The sequence below is a fragment of the Marinomonas alcarazii genome, from assembly GCF_003208215.1.
Classification (GTDB): Bacteria; Pseudomonadota; Gammaproteobacteria; order Pseudomonadales; family Marinomonadaceae; genus Marinomonas; species Marinomonas alcarazii.
Map to the genome: position 1 here is coordinate 26,767 of NZ_QKLW01000012.1, position 17,945 is coordinate 44,711.

Genomic DNA, 17,945 nt, shown 5'->3' on the forward strand with positions numbered 1-17,945 from the left:
ATGCAGCACGAAACGTCTTCAGATCAGGCGTTAGTTGAAAAAGTACAGCAGGGCGACAAGCGGGCTTTTGATCTACTTGTAGTCAAATATCAATATAAGGTTATTGGCTTAATTGGACGTTATGTACAAGACAGAAGTGAAGTATTAGACGTAGCTCAGGATAGTTTTATTAAGGCGTACCGCGCGATTGGAAGCTTTCGTGGAGAAAGTGCTTTTTATACTTGGTTGTATCGTATTGCCGTAAACACCGCAAAAAACTATCTAGTCAGTCGCTCCCGCCGTCCTCCAGAGTCGGATGTTGAACTGGATAATGAAGAAGTGTTCAGTGTCTATGAGCCCTTAGCTGATATAGACACACCTGAAGCGAAACTAAACAGTGATCGCCTTGAAAAAGCGATTCATTATGCCATTCAACAGTTGCCTGAAGAGTTGCGCAGTGCATTAACGCTACGAGAGTTTGACGGTCTGAGTTATGAAGATATTTCGTTGATTATGGACTGTCCCGTAGGAACGGTTCGTTCACGTATATTTCGTGCTCGAGAGGCGGTAGAAAAACACATACGTCCCTTGATGGGGTCAGGAGAGTAAAGATGAAAGCTTTAAATGATGATTTCCCAGAAAATCATAGCTCCCGAGAGAAAGGTAACTCCCTAGACGTGAATAGTTACCCTGATGTGCTCCCAAGTTTGTCGGCCATGTTTGATGGCGAGGCGACGGAGCAAGATTTAGAATGTTTATTAAACGCAGACAGTCAGGATGTAAGCCGACAGTTAGAAAGTTTTCACTTGATTCAACAAACACTCCACAAAGAGTCCTCTGTGGCGGTTGGACTTGAAGGGAGTTTACTGTCTCGTATACGTGCAGAACTTGACGTTGATGCTTCTTTTCCCGATGTACAAGACAATACAGAAGGAAGTAACTTACTGCCTTTCGTGCTACCGACAGAAAGCTCGTCAGTGTCTCGACCTGCTTGGCGTATGGCGTTATCTAGTGTGGCGATTGCTGCCAGCGTGACATTTGTGGTTATTTTTGCAGGCAATCAATTCTTAACATCAGAGCCGCAAATACAAAAATTAACGGCTGATGTCAGTTCGTCGTTACCAAATATGGTTGTTACCCCTTTGGCTGAGTTAGATAGCGAAGCGTCGCAATTCGACAATGAGAAGTTGCAGCACTATCTGCGACAGCACGCTGAGCAAGCGACAATGACAGTAGGTCAAGGCATGATTCCTATGGCTCGTGTCGTTAGTTACCCGATAAAAGAGTAGTTTATGAAATTGATTTCGCCATTTCACATTTTTTTCACGGTACTGTGCTTTATTATTTCGGGAACGAGCTTAGCAAGTAATGCGTCACCGGATGCTTTGCATTTGCTAAGAAGCATGACACAGTCATTTTCGACACTGAGTTATGATGGTGTGTTCGTGCATTCTGAAGCAATGAATATGAATAGCATGCGTGTTCGTCATAGTTTGATGAATGGCGTTGAATATGAAAGCTTAGTGGATCTGGATGGCGATAAAATTGAAGTTTTGCGCATCGATGACAAAATTATTTCTGTTTACCCAAATGCGATGCTTGCAAATACTCGCGCACCCTTGATACCGCCTTTCAAGCGCTTTAAAGATGTTGAGAGTGATCGGCTTATCAAGGGATATGACATGGTAATTAGTGACCATACGAGCCGTATTGCTGGGCGTAAAGTGGTGGCTGTAAAACTTATACCAAAAGACCAATACCGCTATGGACATCAGTTTTGGTTAGATGAAGAGAATCACTTTCTTCTAAAACATGACATGATGAAAACAGACGGAAAGCTATTAGAAAGAATTCAATTTACGTCCGTTAACTTTGCACCAGACTTGAAAGATAAAGATTTTGTCCCAAAAGAGGGGAGTTATGCAGAATCTGTTGTTGATACACCGCCAAGACGGGTCAAAAATCTTTGGCGGTTCGATTGGCTACCTAAGGGCTTTTCCTTAGTTTGGCCTGAAGCGCGTTCTTTGAATCATGGAACTAGCATGCTTTTATTATCGGATGGTATGACAACAGTATCTGTGTTCATTGAGCCAACAATGAAGCCTAAGCCCATGTCGATTTTGAATATGGGAGCGACCATTGCTGGCGAACGAAGTATTAAGGTAAAAGACCAGCTGTACTTGTTGACCATGGTGGGTGAAGTACCTGAACCGACTATTGAAAAACTGATGACTGTATTTATGCCAAGGCCTGAGCATGATTGAAGAATCTGGAACCGTATTATCGACCGAAGAAGGGTTTGCTGATGTCGAAACGATTCGAACTAGCACCTGTACTTCGTGTCGTGCACGCCACGGCTGTGGTCACCATGCGATTGCGCAAGTTTCTTCAGCCAATAGAATGCGCATGAAAGCAATTGATTCTTTTAATGTGAAAGTGGGTCAAAAAGTGGTGGTTGGTATACCTGAAGATACCTTGCTACAGGCGTCTATGTGGATGTATCTCATACCTTTACTTGGCTTAATTGGCGGTGCTGTTTTGCCCTCTTTATGGGGAGGAGAGTCTGGCGTCGCGGTTATCTTCTCTATTATTGGTTTTGCTGGTGGTTTGTTACTGGCGCGGAATAAATCGAGAAAAGAAACATATAACCTGGATTATTATCCAAAAATTTTACGAATTGAGGCGCTTGATGACGGTCACATCCCCTTGGTTGTGACGCCATAGATGTCTAATGATCTTCACCTGGCACTGTAATGAACTTGGTACGTTTTAAGGAGACCAATCAATGAACAGATTGCTTAAACACGTAAGCATGATCTTCGTCAGCATGTTTTTGATGACTTCAATGCTTTCTCATGCGGCTTCTCTGCCTGACTTCACCGAGTTAGTTGAAGAAGCTTCCCCCGCTGTTGTGAATATCAGTACGGAACAGACTGTTACCACAAAAACGGCTAACCAAGGTGGTCAGCAATTAGGGCCAAATAGCGAAGAGCTTAACGAGTTCTTTAAGCATTTCTTTGGTCAGCAGCCTTTCGGTCAGCAAGCGCCACCACAGCAAGGACAGCGCAGTTCTTTAGGTTCTGGCTTCATTGTTTCGCATGATGGGTATGTGTTGACTAACAACCATGTTATTGATGGTGCGGATGTTATTCATGTGCGCTTAAGTGACCGTCGAGAGTATGTTGCTAAGTTAGTCGGAACCGATCCGCGTACCGATTTAGCCTTACTTAAAATCGAAGCTGATGACTTGCCTATCGTAAAAATGGGGGATTCAGACAAGCTTAAACCAGGACAGTGGGTATTAGCGATTGGCTCGCCATTTGGTTTTGATTATACCGTGACGGCCGGTATTGTCAGTGCAACAGGGCGAAACTTGCCTTCTGACAACTATGTGCCTTTTATTCAAACCGATGTCGCGATTAACCCAGGCAACTCTGGTGGCCCTTTGTTTAACTTAGATGGCGAAGTGGTAGGCATAAATTCACAAATTTATACCCGTTCGGGTGGCTTTATGGGCGTGTCTTTTGCGATTCCGTCCAAAGTGGCTATGTCAGTCGTTGAGCAGCTGAAGAGCGACGGTAAGGTGTCTCGTGCTTGGTTGGGTGTGCTGATTCAGGATGTAAATAATGAACTGGCAGAGTCATTTGGTTTAGACAGATCAAATGGTGCTTTAATCAGTCGTGTATTACCTGATTCACCAGCAGAAAAATCAGGCTTAAAATCAGGCGACATCATCTTGGAATTCAATGGTCAATCTATCGCGCATTCGGGTGAACTGCCTTATATCGTTGGGCAAATGAAAGCGGGTGAAAAAGTAGAGGCGAAAGTATATCGAGATGGTAAGGAGCAAACGATATCAGTGACACTGGATGCGCGCCCTAATGACCCTAACGTCATTGCGCAATCACAACAAGATCAAAACCGCCTAGGTATGATTGTTGGTGAAGTGCCAGCGGATATGGCTAAGCAATTTGAAATTGATGGCGGTGTTGTTATCGAGCAAGTGCTTGGTGGTACAGCAGCGCGTAATGGACTTCAGCCAGGTGATGTGATCACTATGCTGAATGGTAAACGCATTGATAGCGTGGCGACTTTTACGGAGATTGCCAAAAATGTTCCTAATGGGCGATCAGTGCCAATGCGAGTTATTAGGCAGGGTTACCCAATGTTTATTCCATTTAAAATCATTGAATAAAAGCAGTTGATAGAAAAAAAGCGGCCATCAGGTCGCTTTTTTTATGCCTAAAACTTGTGAATAAAGATTAGACATGTAACTATTTTTGTGAGAACGATGACTTACGTTAAGTAAGTCTTATTGAAGTAGTGTATTGTTTGGAGGTTAGGTTGTGGATCAAGCTGTAGAGAAAGGGATCTGCTTTTGTTTAGGTGGTGAGCGGTACATTCATCCTCTCTCAAACGTAAAAGAAGTTCTCAGTTACCAGTCTCCAGCACCTGTGCCGGGTGCAGGCGAAGGTGTTGAAGGTATGATTGATGTACGTGGAAATATGGTCACCGTTTTGTATGGTACATATCTTCTAAAATTGGACCCCAATTCCTGTAAGAAGGAAGGCCATATTATTGTGTTGGATTTTCCTACTGGCTACTTTGGCGTTCGGGTAGAAGAGGTTGAGCAGGTGATGGATATACCGCAAAGTGTAGACACGAACGGTCTTGAGTATCGAGATCATCATTGCATTCAAGGCACTGTGCAGCTTAATAAGCAGCTTTATATCCTGGTGGAGTTTAGTGATTACTGCAAAGCGCTGGACTGAATAAAAGTCGATGACGACCTAGAGATAAGCCCCATAGGTCGTTTTTGACTTCGTGCTGTTAATGCAAATGCTACAACTTTTTAGCGAAGATTTTGGAGTTACGCTGGTAGTTATACAGTGCTTGCTTTTGCGTTGGTAAACTGGCTAAGGTTGTTTCGCTAAAGCCTCGCTCGATAAACCAATGAGCTGTTCGAGTGGTAAGCAGGAAAAGCATTGAAAGGTTAAGGCGTTTAGCGGCTTGTTCTATGCCTTTTAGTAAGCGTTCACCACGGTTGGAACCACGATAATCTGGCGATACGGCTAAACAAGCTAACTCACCAGAATACTCTTGTTCGAATGGGTATAAGGCTGCGCAAGCAACGATTGCTCCGTCACGCTCGATGACGATAAAACGATCTATCTCATTTTCTAACAGCTCGCGTGACCGCCTTACTAAGATGCCTTTTTCTTCTAATGGCGACAATAATGCCATCATGCCACCAACGTCATCAATGTGCGCCGGACGCAATTGCTCATAACTGTCTTCGTCGATCATGGTGCCTGAGCCTTCACGAGTGAAAAGCTCCTGCAGTAATCCGCCATTAACATTGTATGAAATCAAATGCGCTCTTGGCACGCCTTTGCGAACCGCTTGCACGCAGGCGTCTAAGGCGGCATGGGTAATGCTAGAAAGCGATTTTTCTTTCAGTATGGCTTCTGCATCCTTGGTTAACAGCTCTGAGTAAAGCTCCCCATCGCTTTTAAAGACACCTTCGTCTTCAGCGTAAATAATAAGCTTGTCAGCTTTTAGTTGAGTGGCCGCTTGGATGGCAACGTCTTCGCTTTTTAAGTTGAAGACTTCACCTGTTGGCGAGAAACCAAGGTGCGGCAAGAGCACCATATTGTCGTCTTCAAGTAGGCGAAAAATGGCTTCTGTGTCGATTCGACGAACCTCTCCTGTGTGTCCGTAATCGATGCCATCAACCACACCCAGAGGTCTAGCAATAACATAATTACCACTACACACTTTTAATCTAGCGCCATCCATAGGGGTGTTTGAAAGCCCCATAGAAAGTTGGGCTTCAAGTTGGACACGCACTGCAGCAGAAGCTTGGATAATATCCAATAACTGATCCTGTGGCGTGACACGATAGTCATCTTCGACGCGGCTGACTAAATTTCGATTAGATAGCGCTCGGCTTATTTGTGGTCGAGCACCTTGTACTAAGACAAGGCGAATTCCTAATGAATCCAGCAACGCAAGGTCATGAATTATGCTGGAAAAGTGTGTGCATTCGACAGCTTCACCTGGAATCAATATGACGAAGGTTTTTCCCCTATGGGCATTAATATAGGGGGAAGAATGGCGGAACCAGTCCACATAGTTGAATTCTTCAGGCACTTTATTCCTCATTTTTTTGCTCGTTTAATTGAAGGCAGAAACGCTCTATAAGACCGCGAATTACCCCTTGCATAGGTTTAATTTGATCCAGTGCCATAAATTCATTTGGCTGGTGAGCCTGATCAATCGAGCCAGGCCCTAAAATCAACGTCTCCATTCCCATTTGATTTAGGAAGGAGCCTTCCGTTGCAAACGCCACTGTGCTGGCTTGGCGTTTGGTTAAGGCTTCACATGCTTTTATGATATCTGATTCGACCGATGTATAAAAAGACGGAACGTCAGGAAACAAACTATTTAACTGTATTATTGTGCCAGTTTTTTCTTCTATGCGGGGAAGAATGGCGGCAATTTCTGCCATAAGAGCCTGATTACTCATTCCAGGTAGGGCTCGTAAATCAAATTCAAGTTCACAATGTCCACAAATTCGATTCGGGTTGTCGCCACCATGGATGCAGCCAAAATTCATTGTTGGGTAGTCAATAACAAAATTGGCGTCGCGATAGTTTGTTTTCAATTGTTGGCGAAACAGCATTAATTCCGACATCACATCGTGCATGGCATCCAGTGCATTGTTTCCCAATGATGGATTAGAGGAATGACCAGATTGTCCTGTTACTTGGATTCGTTCCATCATAATGCCCTTGTGGGCATAGATAGGTGTTAATGATGTAGGTTCACCTATCAGGGCATACCTTGCCTTTAAAGTGCCTTGATCCACAAGTGCTCTTGCGCCTGACATGGAGCTTTCTTCATCAGCCGTGGCGAGTATGATGAGTGGTTGCTTCAGATTAGATAGCTGCATCTGTTGAATGGTATCGATCACGATAGCAAAGAAGCCTTTCATGTCACAGCTGCCAAGGCCATAGAGTTTTTGCTCCCGCTCTTCTAATTTAAAGGGGTCTGATTTCCATCGACCTTTGTCGTAAGGCACTGTGTCTGTGTGGCCGGATAGCACTAAACCGCCATCACCGCTGCCAAGCGTGGCAATCAAATTGAATTTGTTCGGGTTGTCTGGCAAAGGCATTACTTCACATTGAAAGCCTTGGGAGCTGAGCCAGCTCTCGAGCAATTGAATAACCCCTTTATTTGACTGATCCCAATCAGCTTGACTACAACTGATAGAAGGCGATGCAATAAGCTGAGACATCATACTAATGAGCGAAGGCAATGCGGGCATAAAAGGCGTTCCTTGAATCCGAGTTATGAGCGAATATTACTACTGAACGCTAGGCATCTGGTACACTTGCTCGCACATTATTTTTTCTTTGTTGTTTGCTCAACAGCAAAGGTTTTAGAGGTTCGTATATTATGGCTACCGAGCTAGAGCTAAAGTTAATGCTTCAGTCTGAGTATCTCAAGTCCGCAAGTGATTTTCTTGATGAATTTTGCGCGCTTGCTGATGCGGAGGATCAATCTCGTCAGCCAACCTTGGCTTTGATGAATGCCTACTTTGATACTGAAGACGCCAGTCTTATGAAAGGAGGCATGGCGTTGCGTATTCGAGCGGTAAACAAGACCTTTATTCAAACGGTAAAAACTCGAGGTAGTAATCGTATTGGCATGCACGCCCGGGGAGAGTGGGAGTGGTTTTTACCTAATGACCAATTAGATTTATCACTATTGAATGAAGTGCCTTTGCCAGAAAGCTTGCAAGATATGTCCTGGGCCAATGAGCTGGTTGAAGTATATCGAACGGACTTCGAGCGCCAAGTTTGGAATATTCATTCAGCCGCCTGCAAAATGGAAGTGGTTTGTGATCAAGGTTTGGTTACCTCTCCATATGGAGAAGATTCAATTTGTGAGTTAGAACTGGAATTGAAGCAAGGTGACGAATCCGGCTTATATCAATTTGCATTGCAGTTGGCCGAGCGGGTTCCAGTGCAAGTGAGCATTGTCTCTAAGGCTCAAAAAGGCGTACGTTTGAAATATGGGCAGATAGAGTTCCCTGATAAACCACTTGCGACGTCAAGTTCTATTGAGCTGGCGGCGTATTGGTATGAAGTATGGTTAGTGTATTGGGAGGCAATGTATTTCATGGAGGATGAAGCGCTTTTGCAACCATTCCGTCACTCTATGGCGCAGTTGAAAAACTGCTTACCAGACACATTAGCGCAGCAATTAACCGCATTAGATAATGAGTTAATGCCTTATTTAGCAGACGAATCTGTTGTGTTAAAACAGTTAGCTGGCATGACAAACATTGGCGTCAATATGTTACTTGTCGGGCAATGGTTAAACAGCCAAGCTTAATGATCTATGTTGTAACGAAAAAATAAAAAGAAAATGTTGTAAGGAAGCCCTGTGACACCACCTCATTTAAACCCAAATTACGCGATATTTTGTGAGCAATCTCTTTCTCGTTCCTTGTTATTGGAGCATGTTCAAGACGCACGAGAGAGGCATGGTCTTGATGCATTGAGCCAAGAGCAAATCGATACATTAGAGCCGTTATGGGTTCTGAGTGAGTATTTGCATCAGCAATTTACTCGTTTCCCTCATTGGTTAGATGATCTCTTAACGTTAAAAGAGTTGCCGGAAAAACCATCAGTGGAAGCGTTAATGGCTGGGGAAGCGTTTTTCTCATGTGAGGCGAGTGCATGTTCGACAGAGACGTCAGAACCACTAGATGAAGCGGGTTTTATTAAACGTTTGCGTTTGTATCGACAGTGGTGGATGGTGCGACTAATCGCCTTGGATATTCAGCAACAAATTTCATTGACTGAGCTGACATCACGCCTAAGTGGCCTAGCGGATGCGTGTGTTAACGCCAGCTTGCAATGGACAACGCAGCACTATCTAGCCTTGTATGGTCAGGCGTTGGATAGTAACGGCCAGCCTCAGTCGATGATTGTGATTGGTATGGGGAAATTGGGGGGCAACGAATTAAACCTGTCTTCCGACATCGACCTCATTTTTGCATTCCGCGAACATGGTGACACCCAAGGTGGTAAAAAAAGCCTATCTCATCAAGAGTACTTTACTAAGTTGGGACAAAAACTGATCCAGCATTTGGATCAGGTAAGTGCCGATGGCTTTGTATTTAGAGTCGACATGCGCTTGCGACCGTTTGGTCAGTCAGGGGCCTTGGTGTTGAACATGGATTCTCTAGAGAACTATTACCAAGATCAAGGCCGAGATTGGGAACGCTATGCCATGATCAAAGCTCGTGTCATGTCAGGAAATACCTTAGATGTTCGTGAATTTGAAGCGTTACGAAAGCCTTTTGTCTATCGCAAGTATTTAGACTTTGGAGCAATCGGGGCGCTGCGTGATCTTAAACAAATGATTGCCAAAGAAGTGCGTCGTAAAGGCATAGAGCATAATATTAAATTAGGCGAAGGTGGAATTCGCGAAGTAGAGTTCATAGCCCAAGCTTTGCAAATCCTCCATGGCGGTAGAGATCAGAAGCTACAAACACCCGCTTTGCTAGAAGTCTTACCTTACCTTGCTAAGCAGGATTATTTACCCACAGAGGAAGTTGAGCAATTACGCGATGCTTATTTACTGCTGCGCCGAACAGAGCATGCATTGCAAGCGGTCAACGATGAGCAAACCCAATTGTTGCCTGAAGATGAAAGAGCTCGTACTCGCATTGCCTTGATGGTTGGGTTTCCTTCTTGGGAGGCGTTAGATGAACGTTTATGGGAAGTACGTAAAAATGTTCATCGTTCTTTTGTCGCCCTGATCGATGACGGTCATGAAAGCAGTGAAGAGGTTAAGAACCAAGAAACATGGCGTTTATTGATTAAGCATCCAGAAGACAAAGAAGCCATTGAAGATGCTATCGCATTAATTGCTTGGCAAGATCAAGAAGCAGCGATTATGAGAATCGCACAATTGCTTAGCTCGCGTACTGTTGTTTACATGCAACCTATTGGGCATGAACGGCTTGCGGTGTTTTTAGCTGCGCTCATAACGAAATTAACGGATGAAGTGAATCCAGATCTAGTGTTGGAGCGTGTTTTCCCCATATTAGAAGCGGTATTGCGCAGAACGGCTTATTTGGTGCTGCTATGTGAGAACCAAACTGCGCTGACACACCTGATTCGCTTATGCCGAGAAAGTGTTTGGTTCACCGAGGCGATCTCGACAACGCCAGCATTGTTGGATGAGTTGTTAGATGCCAATACGCTGTTTTCTCCACCTGATAAGACGATGCTTGCTGAAGAGCTTCAGCAGATATTATTGCGTTTGCCGGAAGAAGATGAAGAAGCACAAATGGATGCTATGCGTCGCTTTAGACGTTCTATTATCTTGCGTATTGCGGCCTGTGATATCACCGAAATCTTGCCTGTCATGAAAGTGAGTGATCACTTAACTTGGTTGGCAGAAGTGCTTCTTGATCAAGTATTGCAGCAGTCTTGGCAATATTTGACCAAGAAACATGGCTTTCCTGTGAGCCAAGGTGAAGCTGCGTATTCTCCGCAACTGGCGATTATAGGTTATGGAAAATCCGGTGGCTGGGAGCTGGGTTACGATTCAGATTTGGATCTTGTGTTTATTCATGATGCACAAGCAACAGGTAGCACAGACGGCGAACGCAGTATCGATAATTTAACTTTCTATACTCGACTAGGGCAGCGTTTAATTCACATGATCACGAGCTTTACCGCTGCGGGTCGATTGTATGAGGTAGACATGCGCTTGCGTCCTTCTGGTAATTCTGGCCTATTGGTTTCTAGTTTAGATGCCTTTAAAGATTACCAGCAAAAGGAAGCGTGGGTTTGGGAGCATCAAGCATTGACGCGTTCTCGTGGTTTGGCAGGAGACCCTAATCTACTGGCTAAGTTTGAAGATTGCCGCAAAGAGATTATTGCTTCTGTTAGAGATCGAAACGAACTCAAAGCGGAAGTAATAAAAATGCGTGAGAAAATGCGTGCTCACCTTGATACTGGCGGTAAAGACAAAGGTTTTGATCTTAAGCAGGGCGCTGGTGGCATTATAGACATCGAATTTATGGTGCAGTACTTAGTATTGGCTTGGTCGCACCAGTATCCTGAACTTATGCGTTTTTCGGATAATGTCCGCCAGTTAGAAGCCGCAGCAAGTGTTGGGCTTCTAGATAAAGATCAAGCAGAGAAGATGACTGACACTTATACCTTGTATCGCTCGCTCGTTCACCGTTTGAGTTTGCAACATCAAAGTCGAGTTATTCAAAATGAAAAGCTAGTCAGTAACCAAAATATGGTCAGCCAGTTTTGGAGTCATTTTGTGACGGATAAAAATGTTTGAGTAAATTTCATCCCGTTTACAAAAAGTCATTCGTAAATATGTTATTTTCTGACTATACTGGATGTATTGATGTTTTTTTGATCAATGAGTAACCTACAAACGCGAAACACGTTAGTAGGTTTATAGGAGGAAAAATGCCAAGTATTAATGGTTTGAGTAGTCCTGCGATGGATTATGCTAGTGAGGTATACAGTGCCAGCTTGTCAAAAGTTGCCCAGCAACAAAAGGCAGAGCAAGAGCTTGCCTTGTTAGAGGAAGCGGCAAAAACGGTAACGCCTGCCGCGAATAGTGGGTCGCACACTACGACGGATAACTTAGGTCAGAATATAAACGTTAACGTTTGACACCGTATAAAAACGTTTATTTGAAATGTACTTAATAATAAAAGGCCCGTTAGATTGAATCTAATGGGCCTTTTATATTCACGAAAATACGCTATTGATTTACTGCTGTGTTTCGATAAAACTCTGGTCTTCTTCAGGCAGTGGTTGATCGTAAATAGCCGCTTCAAAAGCTTTAAGACGTTTGTAGATAGATAATAGTTCTACAATCGTTGTCCAAGAGTTAACCAAGTACTGGAAGGAATTCTCTACTTGATTGAACGCATTATTGATTTGTTGAAATATCCCAAAAGTGATGGCGCCAGCAACGATAGATGGGCCGAGTGCGATTAATGGTACTAAAACACCTGCTTGAAGGTAACCGTAACGAACCACATTAAAATACAAGTAGTTAAAGTAAAGAGTGAAGTAGTTTTTACGTACATGGTTAAACAGTTCTTTTAATGTTGCAGGCTCTGCTCTGTCGGCTCTATCTTCACCATATACCAGTTCTTTTCGGTAGGCAGCCTCAACACGTTGATTTTTAAATTCCAAACCGGGAAGTTTGATACCAGCTACCGCAAGAAGTGCTGTCCCGATAATCGACCAAAATAATGCGGTGAAAACTAACCCCTGTGGTACTTCACCGATAAAGGGAAGTTCTTTGACATAGGAGGAGAGCCCCCACAGTACAGGCAAAAAGGCGATCAAAGTCATAACTGAGCTGATCAAACGCACTCCTAGACCTTCCATTATGCTGGCAAAGCGCATGGTGTCTTCTTGGATACGCTGTGATGCCCCTTCAATGTGCCTAACTTGCTGCCATTTTGATGAATAATATTCCGTCATGGACGTTCTCCAGCGGAAGATGTAATGGCTCACAAAGAAGCTTTTTAGAACCACGAGGCTTATGTGTGTTGCTGCAATCCCAAAAAAGACATAGATCTGAGCAAAGTAGTCATCCATAGTGATTGAATTTGGGGTTGTTAAGGCTTTTTGAACTAGGTTATAAAAATCGCCATACCAACTGTTCAGCATGACGCTAAGTTGTACGCTGAACCAAGTAGCAAAAATAATTAAGCCCGACCCCATCACTGACCATTTTGCCCATTTATGGCCACCGAAGATCATCCAGATCCCGATAAATAACCCATAACATACCGCTATGTATTGATAGAGCCACGCATCTAATGCCGTACTTTGTGCGCTCTGAAATGCGTTTTGGGCAGCAGCATCAGCACCTTCCGCTAAAGCCTCAGGAAAGTGGACGCCAAAAAAGGAGCCTAGGCTTAAAATGTGTCCTAAGTCCTGAACGACAGCATACCAGCCAATCACACAAACTAGTGCCCAGATGACAAAACTTAGGAAAAAGAGCTTGGGTTTTGGGAAAAAAGATTGAAACACGTTGTTGTTTCTCTATGTTAGTTAATTAGTTGGGATGAGTAAGCCATTGATTTACACAGGGTTAGTTAATGGCGAATCATCCGAGCTTAAACCAGTGAAGTGATAATGACAATCAGATACCAGTACTTGAATCAGCAAAAAAGGCGACAATTTATTAACTAAGAGTCGTTTTCATTATACTAAAGCACTTTATGGCAAACTTAAGGTACAGGGAAATAATATGGCGCAGGTTGAGGTGTATCTAATTCGAGCTTTTTCTATTGCGGGCCAAGGCGGAAATTTGGCGGGTGTGGTGTTAAATGCAGATCCCTTAACAGAGCCACAGAGACAATTCATAGCGCAGCAAGTGGGTGTGTCTGAAACAGCATTTGTTAGTAAAAGTGATAAGGCTGATTTTCAGGTATCTTTTTACACTCCTACCGTAGAAGTCGATTTTTGCGGTCATGCCACGTTAAGTACCTTTTGGTTGCTCCATCATTTTCAATCTATTGCTGCTGGAAAATATCGACAAGAAACGAAAGCGGGCGTCTTAGATGTCGATGTGGCGTTAAATGGTGATATCTTAATGAGTCAAAGCTTACCAACTTGGTTTGACGAGTTTAGTGCTCAAGAGATCGCGCCTTTGTTAGGTATTGCGCCGTCACTGATTTTGCAAACAGGTTTGCCTATTCAAGCTATTTCTACTGGCTTGATTGACCTGATGGTTCCTGTTCCTTATGGAGTGCTAGATTGTCTTGAAGTGGATCATGAGGCGATTACTCGGTTTTGCCAACAACACCAGTATGTCGGTTTTCATGTCTTTGAAATGAACCTACAGGAAAGTGCTTATACCGCCAGTTGCCGTAACTTTGCACCAGCGGTTGGTATACCCGAAGAATCCGCGACAGGCAGTTCGAGTGGCGCGTTAGTCTGTTATTTGAACCGGCACTTTGGTTATCAGCAGGCGATTTTTGAGCAAGGGCGGGCGATGGAAGTGTCATCGCGTCTAGTGACTCAATTAACCATAGATAAAGAGGAATTAACGCAGGTTCAAGTTGGAGGGGAAGGGGCGTTTGATAGGGTATGCTATATCAGCATATGAGATGGTGTATTGTTGATACTTGGAAGTTTGTTAATTCTGGGCTAAGGGGCATTGGGTTATGCTTTTATCAAAACAGTCCTGATAATGTTTTCCCATTATAGTGCGTTGTTCTCTATTAGGGTGAGTTGACAATATATCTAATGCTTTTTTGGTTATTGTATTTTTATTTGTCTGATTTACATCATCATGTGTATCATTTTCCATTCTAGTTAATATGTCTCCTAAACTGGAAGGGGGAATATTTGCTTTCAAAGCAAGTTGATATGCAAATTGGTCTGCTTGCGACTCATATTCACGAGAGTATGCGTTGCTGATAAGTAGCGATCCTACACCAACACCTAAATCGGAAATAGAACTCATGTCGCCGAATATAAGTACTGAGGCGACGGTAATAATCCCTCCTTCAATTACTTTTTTTAGAGTGTGGCGCTCTACAATATGCCCCATTTCATGCAATAGAACGATATTAATTTCATTATTATTTTGTGCGAGTTCGACCAATCGATCAGTGACTATGATATTACCATCAGGCAGTGCCAGTGCATTAGCAATACTGTTTTTCCTACCTGATGGCCAATGACGAAAGTGCAATGTGAATTTAGGAGTGTCGTTTGCTTGATATAAAGGCGCTATATTGTGATCGAAGTTCTGGCGAATATCTTGTTGCTTTAATTTTGACAATTTACTAGGTTCTAAAATGCTCTTATCTAGAAATTGTAAGGCATGACTTGATAAAGACTGATTAACTGAGTTAGGTAGAGCCTCTGCAATTGCATGGCTAATTGTAGGTAGTCCCCATTTGAAGCTAATAAAAACAGCACCAGCAACAATAAAAGTACTTAAAATCACTAAGGAAAGATTTTTTTCTAAGGTATCTACAAAAGCCATAACACGAGAAGCATGGCTTTTGGGTTTTAGTAGTTTGTCTATGGCGTTATTATCTTTTGTCTCAAAAACACTGCCATATTGAAGTGTTATTTTTCGAGCAATATTGCCAAGTCGATGTGAAGTGTGAAGTTCTTCACAGCTTCCACCTATAACAAAATGACCTTCAGTATAAAGCTGAAAGTCACTGCCAGAGATAAGTAACCTTGCAGGGACAAAGTTGGATGCCCCTGCTTGATATAACCTACCTTCGATCATTAAAAAGCAAGACTACCAATGTCAGCATTAAATGCATCGCCAAGTTCTTCACCTAAAGGCCCTTCTTCGCCAGTTTGCTTAGAGATGAAGTTATTAAAACCTTCCTCAGCTTGAACATTGATACTTTCAATGCTGCAGCGGTAAAGACGTACAGCTGCCCATGGGTAACCCAAACCTAGGGTGCAAACCAATAATAATAAGTTTGTTAGCATGACCGAAAAATATTTGTTAGTCGTTAATGTTGACTCAAATGTGATAGATTTATTTAAGGTTGTTTTACTTAAAAGGTACATGCGTTGGTGTGCTTTCACATAAGAGAAAATATAAAGGCCAGTCAAAATAAAAATGCCGTACATAAAAATAATCATACCAAATATAAGGCTAGCAGTATTTATACTTTGACCAAAGCTTGCCAATGCTTGAAAGAAGGATCTAAGTCCACCAGAATTGGCGCTGCTTAAAATAATGGAAAATGCGATAATTAGTACTATGAGTAAAAATAGAAAAGCTAGACCTGCTGCTTTCAAAATAATCATGAAAAAAGGCTTAAATTCAAGATTGGTTGAAAATTGTCCTTGACCAAAATGAGAGCCATTCACTACATAGCTATTGGTGACCTTGCTAATCATTGCGAAATAAGCAGGGTATGCTATCAAAGATAAGACAAGAGCTAGCCAAATACTTATTTGACTAACGAAGTACAATGCAGCAATACCAACAGCTAGCAATCCGATAGGGTATGCAAGCAGAGCAATATAAGATCCAGAAAGCTCTCCATTAAAGCCAAAGCGTACATTTCGGTAGCTGGACATATTAAGGTTAAACTTCATTGAGCGCCAAATAATCCAAGGTAAAGCAATAAGAAGAGCGATTGGTAGGATGAGACCTAATATTGGGCTTAATTGGCCAATAACCAGGTAGGCAACAAGCAGTGCAACGGCAATGATGAAACTGAAAAATAGTTGTTTACCTGTTGCGTGGTATTCAAAGTTTGAATTATCAAGCTCTGTATTACCATAGAAGTAGCGTAAGGTTCGAACTTTTGCCCATGGTCTATATAGGCCTAGTGTTACAATTGTTAGTAGGATATTTACTATCCAAATTTTGAAATACTCTAAACCCGATCCATTAAATTTAATTGGAGTCATTCCTTTTACCCTCTTGTATAGATATATAACTTAAAATTTCGGCGATATTATCGATATATTAGTCTTTGTTCAATCTTTTTATAAGGTTTGTATATGAGAGTTAATATCAGAGGTAAGTGATTAATAGTTTTTTTTGTGGATCTTGTAACAAAAAAATCGGACCTAAGTCCGATTTTTATTGTTTTGCTTGTGACAAACCAGCTTAAGCCGCTTTGTTGTTCGCGACGACTTTTGCAATGGCTTTATCCAGTCGAGCAAGGCCTTCGGCAATGTCTTGTTCTGGAATGATCAAAGACGGAGCCAAACGCAATACGTTCGGACCGGCTACAAGTGCAAACAGACCTTCTTCGGCGCCCGCTTTAATAATCTCACCAGCTTTTCCAGTAAGGCTATCAACCATCTCCGCACCAATCAAAAGGCCCATACCACGAATCTCTTTAAAGACATGGTACTTTTCGTTTAATGCTTTAAGGCCTTCAACAAATAAGCCATGACGTTTTGCTACGCCGCCAAGGACTTCTGGCGTATCAACAATATCAACAACAGCTTCAGCAATAGCGCACGCCATTGGGTTACCACCATAAGTACTACCATGAGTACCAAATGATAAGCTTTTGGCTGCTTTTTCTGTGGCTAACATAGCGCCGACAGGAAAGCCGTTACCTAGTGCTTTAGCGGTTGTTAATACGTCAGGTGTTACGCCTAACTGTTCATACGCAAACAACGTACCTGTTCGGCCTACGCCGGATTGCACTTCGTCATATACCAACAGTGCATTGTATTGATCACACAGTTCACGAACTTGCTTGGCAAATTCAACGTCGGCAGGAATGATTCCACCTTCGCCTTGGATTGGTTCCATAACAACGGCACACGTTTTATCGCTAATGATGGCTTTAAGCTGTTCTATGTCGTTGTAGTCACAATGCTTGATGCCACCTGGCGTTGGCTCAAAACCTTCTTTGTATTTTGCTTGTCCGCCTACAGAAACGGTAAACAAAGTACGACCGTGGAAAGATTTGTAAAAGGCGATAATTTCGTGCTTTTCTGGACCAAAATTATCAAACGCATAACGACGAGCAAGTTTGAATGCTGCTTCATTGGCTTCTGCGCCACTGTTAGCAAAGAAAACTCGATCGGCAAAGGTCTTTTCTGTCAACTTTTTCGCCAATCGTAGCGCTGGTTCATTGGTCATAACGTTAGATAGGTGCCAAAGTTGCCCAGCTTGCTCACGCATGACGTTGACTAGAGTTGGATTGGAATGACCCAATGCAGTAACAGCAATGCCGCCTGCAAAGTCGATGTATTCTTTGCCCTCTTGATCCCATACGCGAGAGCCTTCACCACGCACTGGAATAATCGCAGAAGGTGCATAGTTAGGAACCATTACTTCGTCAAAGGTTGCTCTCGTTACTTGTTGTGTCACTTTTCTATCCATCCTCAAAAAAGACCTCTTAAAAATAGGCGGCCGAAAGGACGGCCGCC

At 42.9% G+C, this 17,945-nt stretch carries 16 protein-coding genes; 10 read left to right on the forward strand and 6 right to left on the reverse strand.

Features of this window, described 5'->3' with window-relative positions; genetic code table 11:
- From rpoE to DFP75_RS17110, 6 genes are all read left to right on the forward strand, one after another.
- Positions 1–588, forward strand: a complete 588-nt coding sequence (gene rpoE / locus DFP75_RS17085) for an RNA polymerase sigma factor RpoE (RefSeq protein ID WP_110577339.1) — start codon at positions 1–3, stop codon at positions 586–588.
- A gap of 2 nt (positions 589–590) precedes the next feature.
- A complete protein-coding gene (locus DFP75_RS17090; RefSeq protein WP_110577267.1) occupies positions 591–1,268 on the forward strand; it encodes a sigma-E factor negative regulatory protein in 678 nt (225 codons plus the stop codon).
- Positions 1,269–1,271: 3 nt separating this feature from the next.
- Positions 1,272–2,243, forward strand: coding sequence for a MucB/RseB C-terminal domain-containing protein (locus DFP75_RS17095; RefSeq protein WP_110577268.1), 972 nt, complete (start codon positions 1,272–1,274; stop codon positions 2,241–2,243).
- Positions 2,236–2,703: a SoxR reducing system RseC family protein gene (locus DFP75_RS17100; protein WP_110577269.1), complete on the forward strand. Its 468-nt coding sequence runs from the start codon at positions 2,236–2,238 to the stop codon at positions 2,701–2,703. Before DFP75_RS17095 ends, DFP75_RS17100 begins: the two co-directional genes overlap by 8 nt.
- A 61-nt stretch (positions 2,704–2,764) precedes the next feature.
- Positions 2,765–4,174: a DegQ family serine endoprotease gene (locus tag DFP75_RS17105; RefSeq protein WP_110577270.1), complete on the forward strand. Its 1,410-nt coding sequence runs from the start codon at positions 2,765–2,767 to the stop codon at positions 4,172–4,174.
- 151 nt (positions 4,175–4,325) lie between these two features.
- Positions 4,326–4,751 (forward strand): chemotaxis protein CheW, encoded by a 426-nt coding sequence (locus tag DFP75_RS17110; protein WP_110577271.1) that lies wholly within the window; start codon positions 4,326–4,328, stop codon positions 4,749–4,751.
- 70 nt (positions 4,752–4,821) lie between these two features.
- Here DFP75_RS17110 and argA read toward each other — a convergent pair whose 3' ends face one another.
- Positions 4,822–6,144, reverse strand: a complete 1,323-nt coding sequence (gene argA / locus DFP75_RS17115) for an amino-acid N-acetyltransferase (RefSeq protein ID WP_110577272.1) — start codon at positions 6,142–6,144, stop codon at positions 4,822–4,824.
- A complete protein-coding gene (gene argE / locus DFP75_RS17120; RefSeq protein ID WP_110577273.1) occupies positions 6,134–7,309 on the reverse strand; it encodes an acetylornithine deacetylase in 1,176 nt (391 codons plus the stop codon). The genes argA and argE overlap by 11 nt, the downstream gene beginning before the upstream one ends.
- A gap of 131 nt (positions 7,310–7,440) precedes the next feature.
- Here argE and DFP75_RS17125 point away from each other — a divergent pair, with 131 nt between their 5' ends.
- From DFP75_RS17125 to DFP75_RS17135, 3 genes are all read left to right on the forward strand, one after another.
- On the forward strand, positions 7,441–8,382 hold the full coding sequence (locus tag DFP75_RS17125; protein ID WP_110577274.1) for a CYTH domain-containing protein: 942 nt from the start codon (positions 7,441–7,443) through the stop codon (positions 8,380–8,382).
- Between the two features lie 51 nt (positions 8,383–8,433).
- On the forward strand, positions 8,434–11,364 hold the full coding sequence (glnE, locus tag DFP75_RS17130) for a bifunctional [glutamate--ammonia ligase]-adenylyl-L-tyrosine phosphorylase/[glutamate--ammonia-ligase] adenylyltransferase (RefSeq protein ID WP_110577275.1): 2,931 nt from the start codon (positions 8,434–8,436) through the stop codon (positions 11,362–11,364).
- A 134-nt stretch (positions 11,365–11,498) separates the two neighbouring features.
- A complete protein-coding gene (locus DFP75_RS17135; RefSeq protein ID WP_110577276.1) occupies positions 11,499–11,708 on the forward strand; it encodes a hypothetical protein in 210 nt (69 codons plus the stop codon).
- Between the two features lie 99 nt (positions 11,709–11,807).
- Here the strand turns inward: DFP75_RS17135 and sbmA are convergent, their stop codons facing one another.
- On the reverse strand, positions 11,808–13,088 hold the full coding sequence (sbmA, locus tag DFP75_RS17140) for a peptide antibiotic transporter SbmA (RefSeq protein WP_110577277.1): 1,281 nt from the start codon (positions 13,086–13,088) through the stop codon (positions 11,808–11,810).
- A 220-nt stretch (positions 13,089–13,308) separates the two neighbouring features.
- Between sbmA and DFP75_RS17145 the strand changes: the two genes are divergently transcribed.
- Positions 13,309–14,169, forward strand: a complete 861-nt coding sequence (locus DFP75_RS17145) for a PhzF family phenazine biosynthesis protein (RefSeq protein WP_110577278.1) — start codon at positions 13,309–13,311, stop codon at positions 14,167–14,169.
- Between the two features lie 30 nt (positions 14,170–14,199).
- On the opposite strand, the gene DFP75_RS17150 is transcribed toward DFP75_RS17145, so the two are convergent.
- The 3 genes from DFP75_RS17150 to DFP75_RS17160 form a co-directional block, all read right to left on the reverse strand.
- Complete coding sequence (locus tag DFP75_RS17150) at positions 14,200–15,312, reverse strand: M48 family metallopeptidase (RefSeq protein ID WP_110577279.1); 1,113 nt, start codon at positions 15,310–15,312, stop codon at positions 14,200–14,202.
- The gene (locus DFP75_RS17155) at positions 15,312–16,460 is read right to left on the reverse strand and encodes a YjgN family protein (protein ID WP_110577280.1); all 1,149 of its coding nucleotides are present in this window, start codon (positions 16,458–16,460) and stop codon (positions 15,312–15,314) included. Before DFP75_RS17155 ends, DFP75_RS17150 begins: the two co-directional genes overlap by 1 nt.
- Before the next feature lie 202 nt (positions 16,461–16,662).
- Positions 16,663–17,898, reverse strand: a complete 1,236-nt coding sequence (locus tag DFP75_RS17160; protein WP_110577281.1) for an aspartate aminotransferase family protein — start codon at positions 17,896–17,898, stop codon at positions 16,663–16,665.
- Between the last annotated feature and the right edge of the window lie 47 nt (positions 17,899–17,945).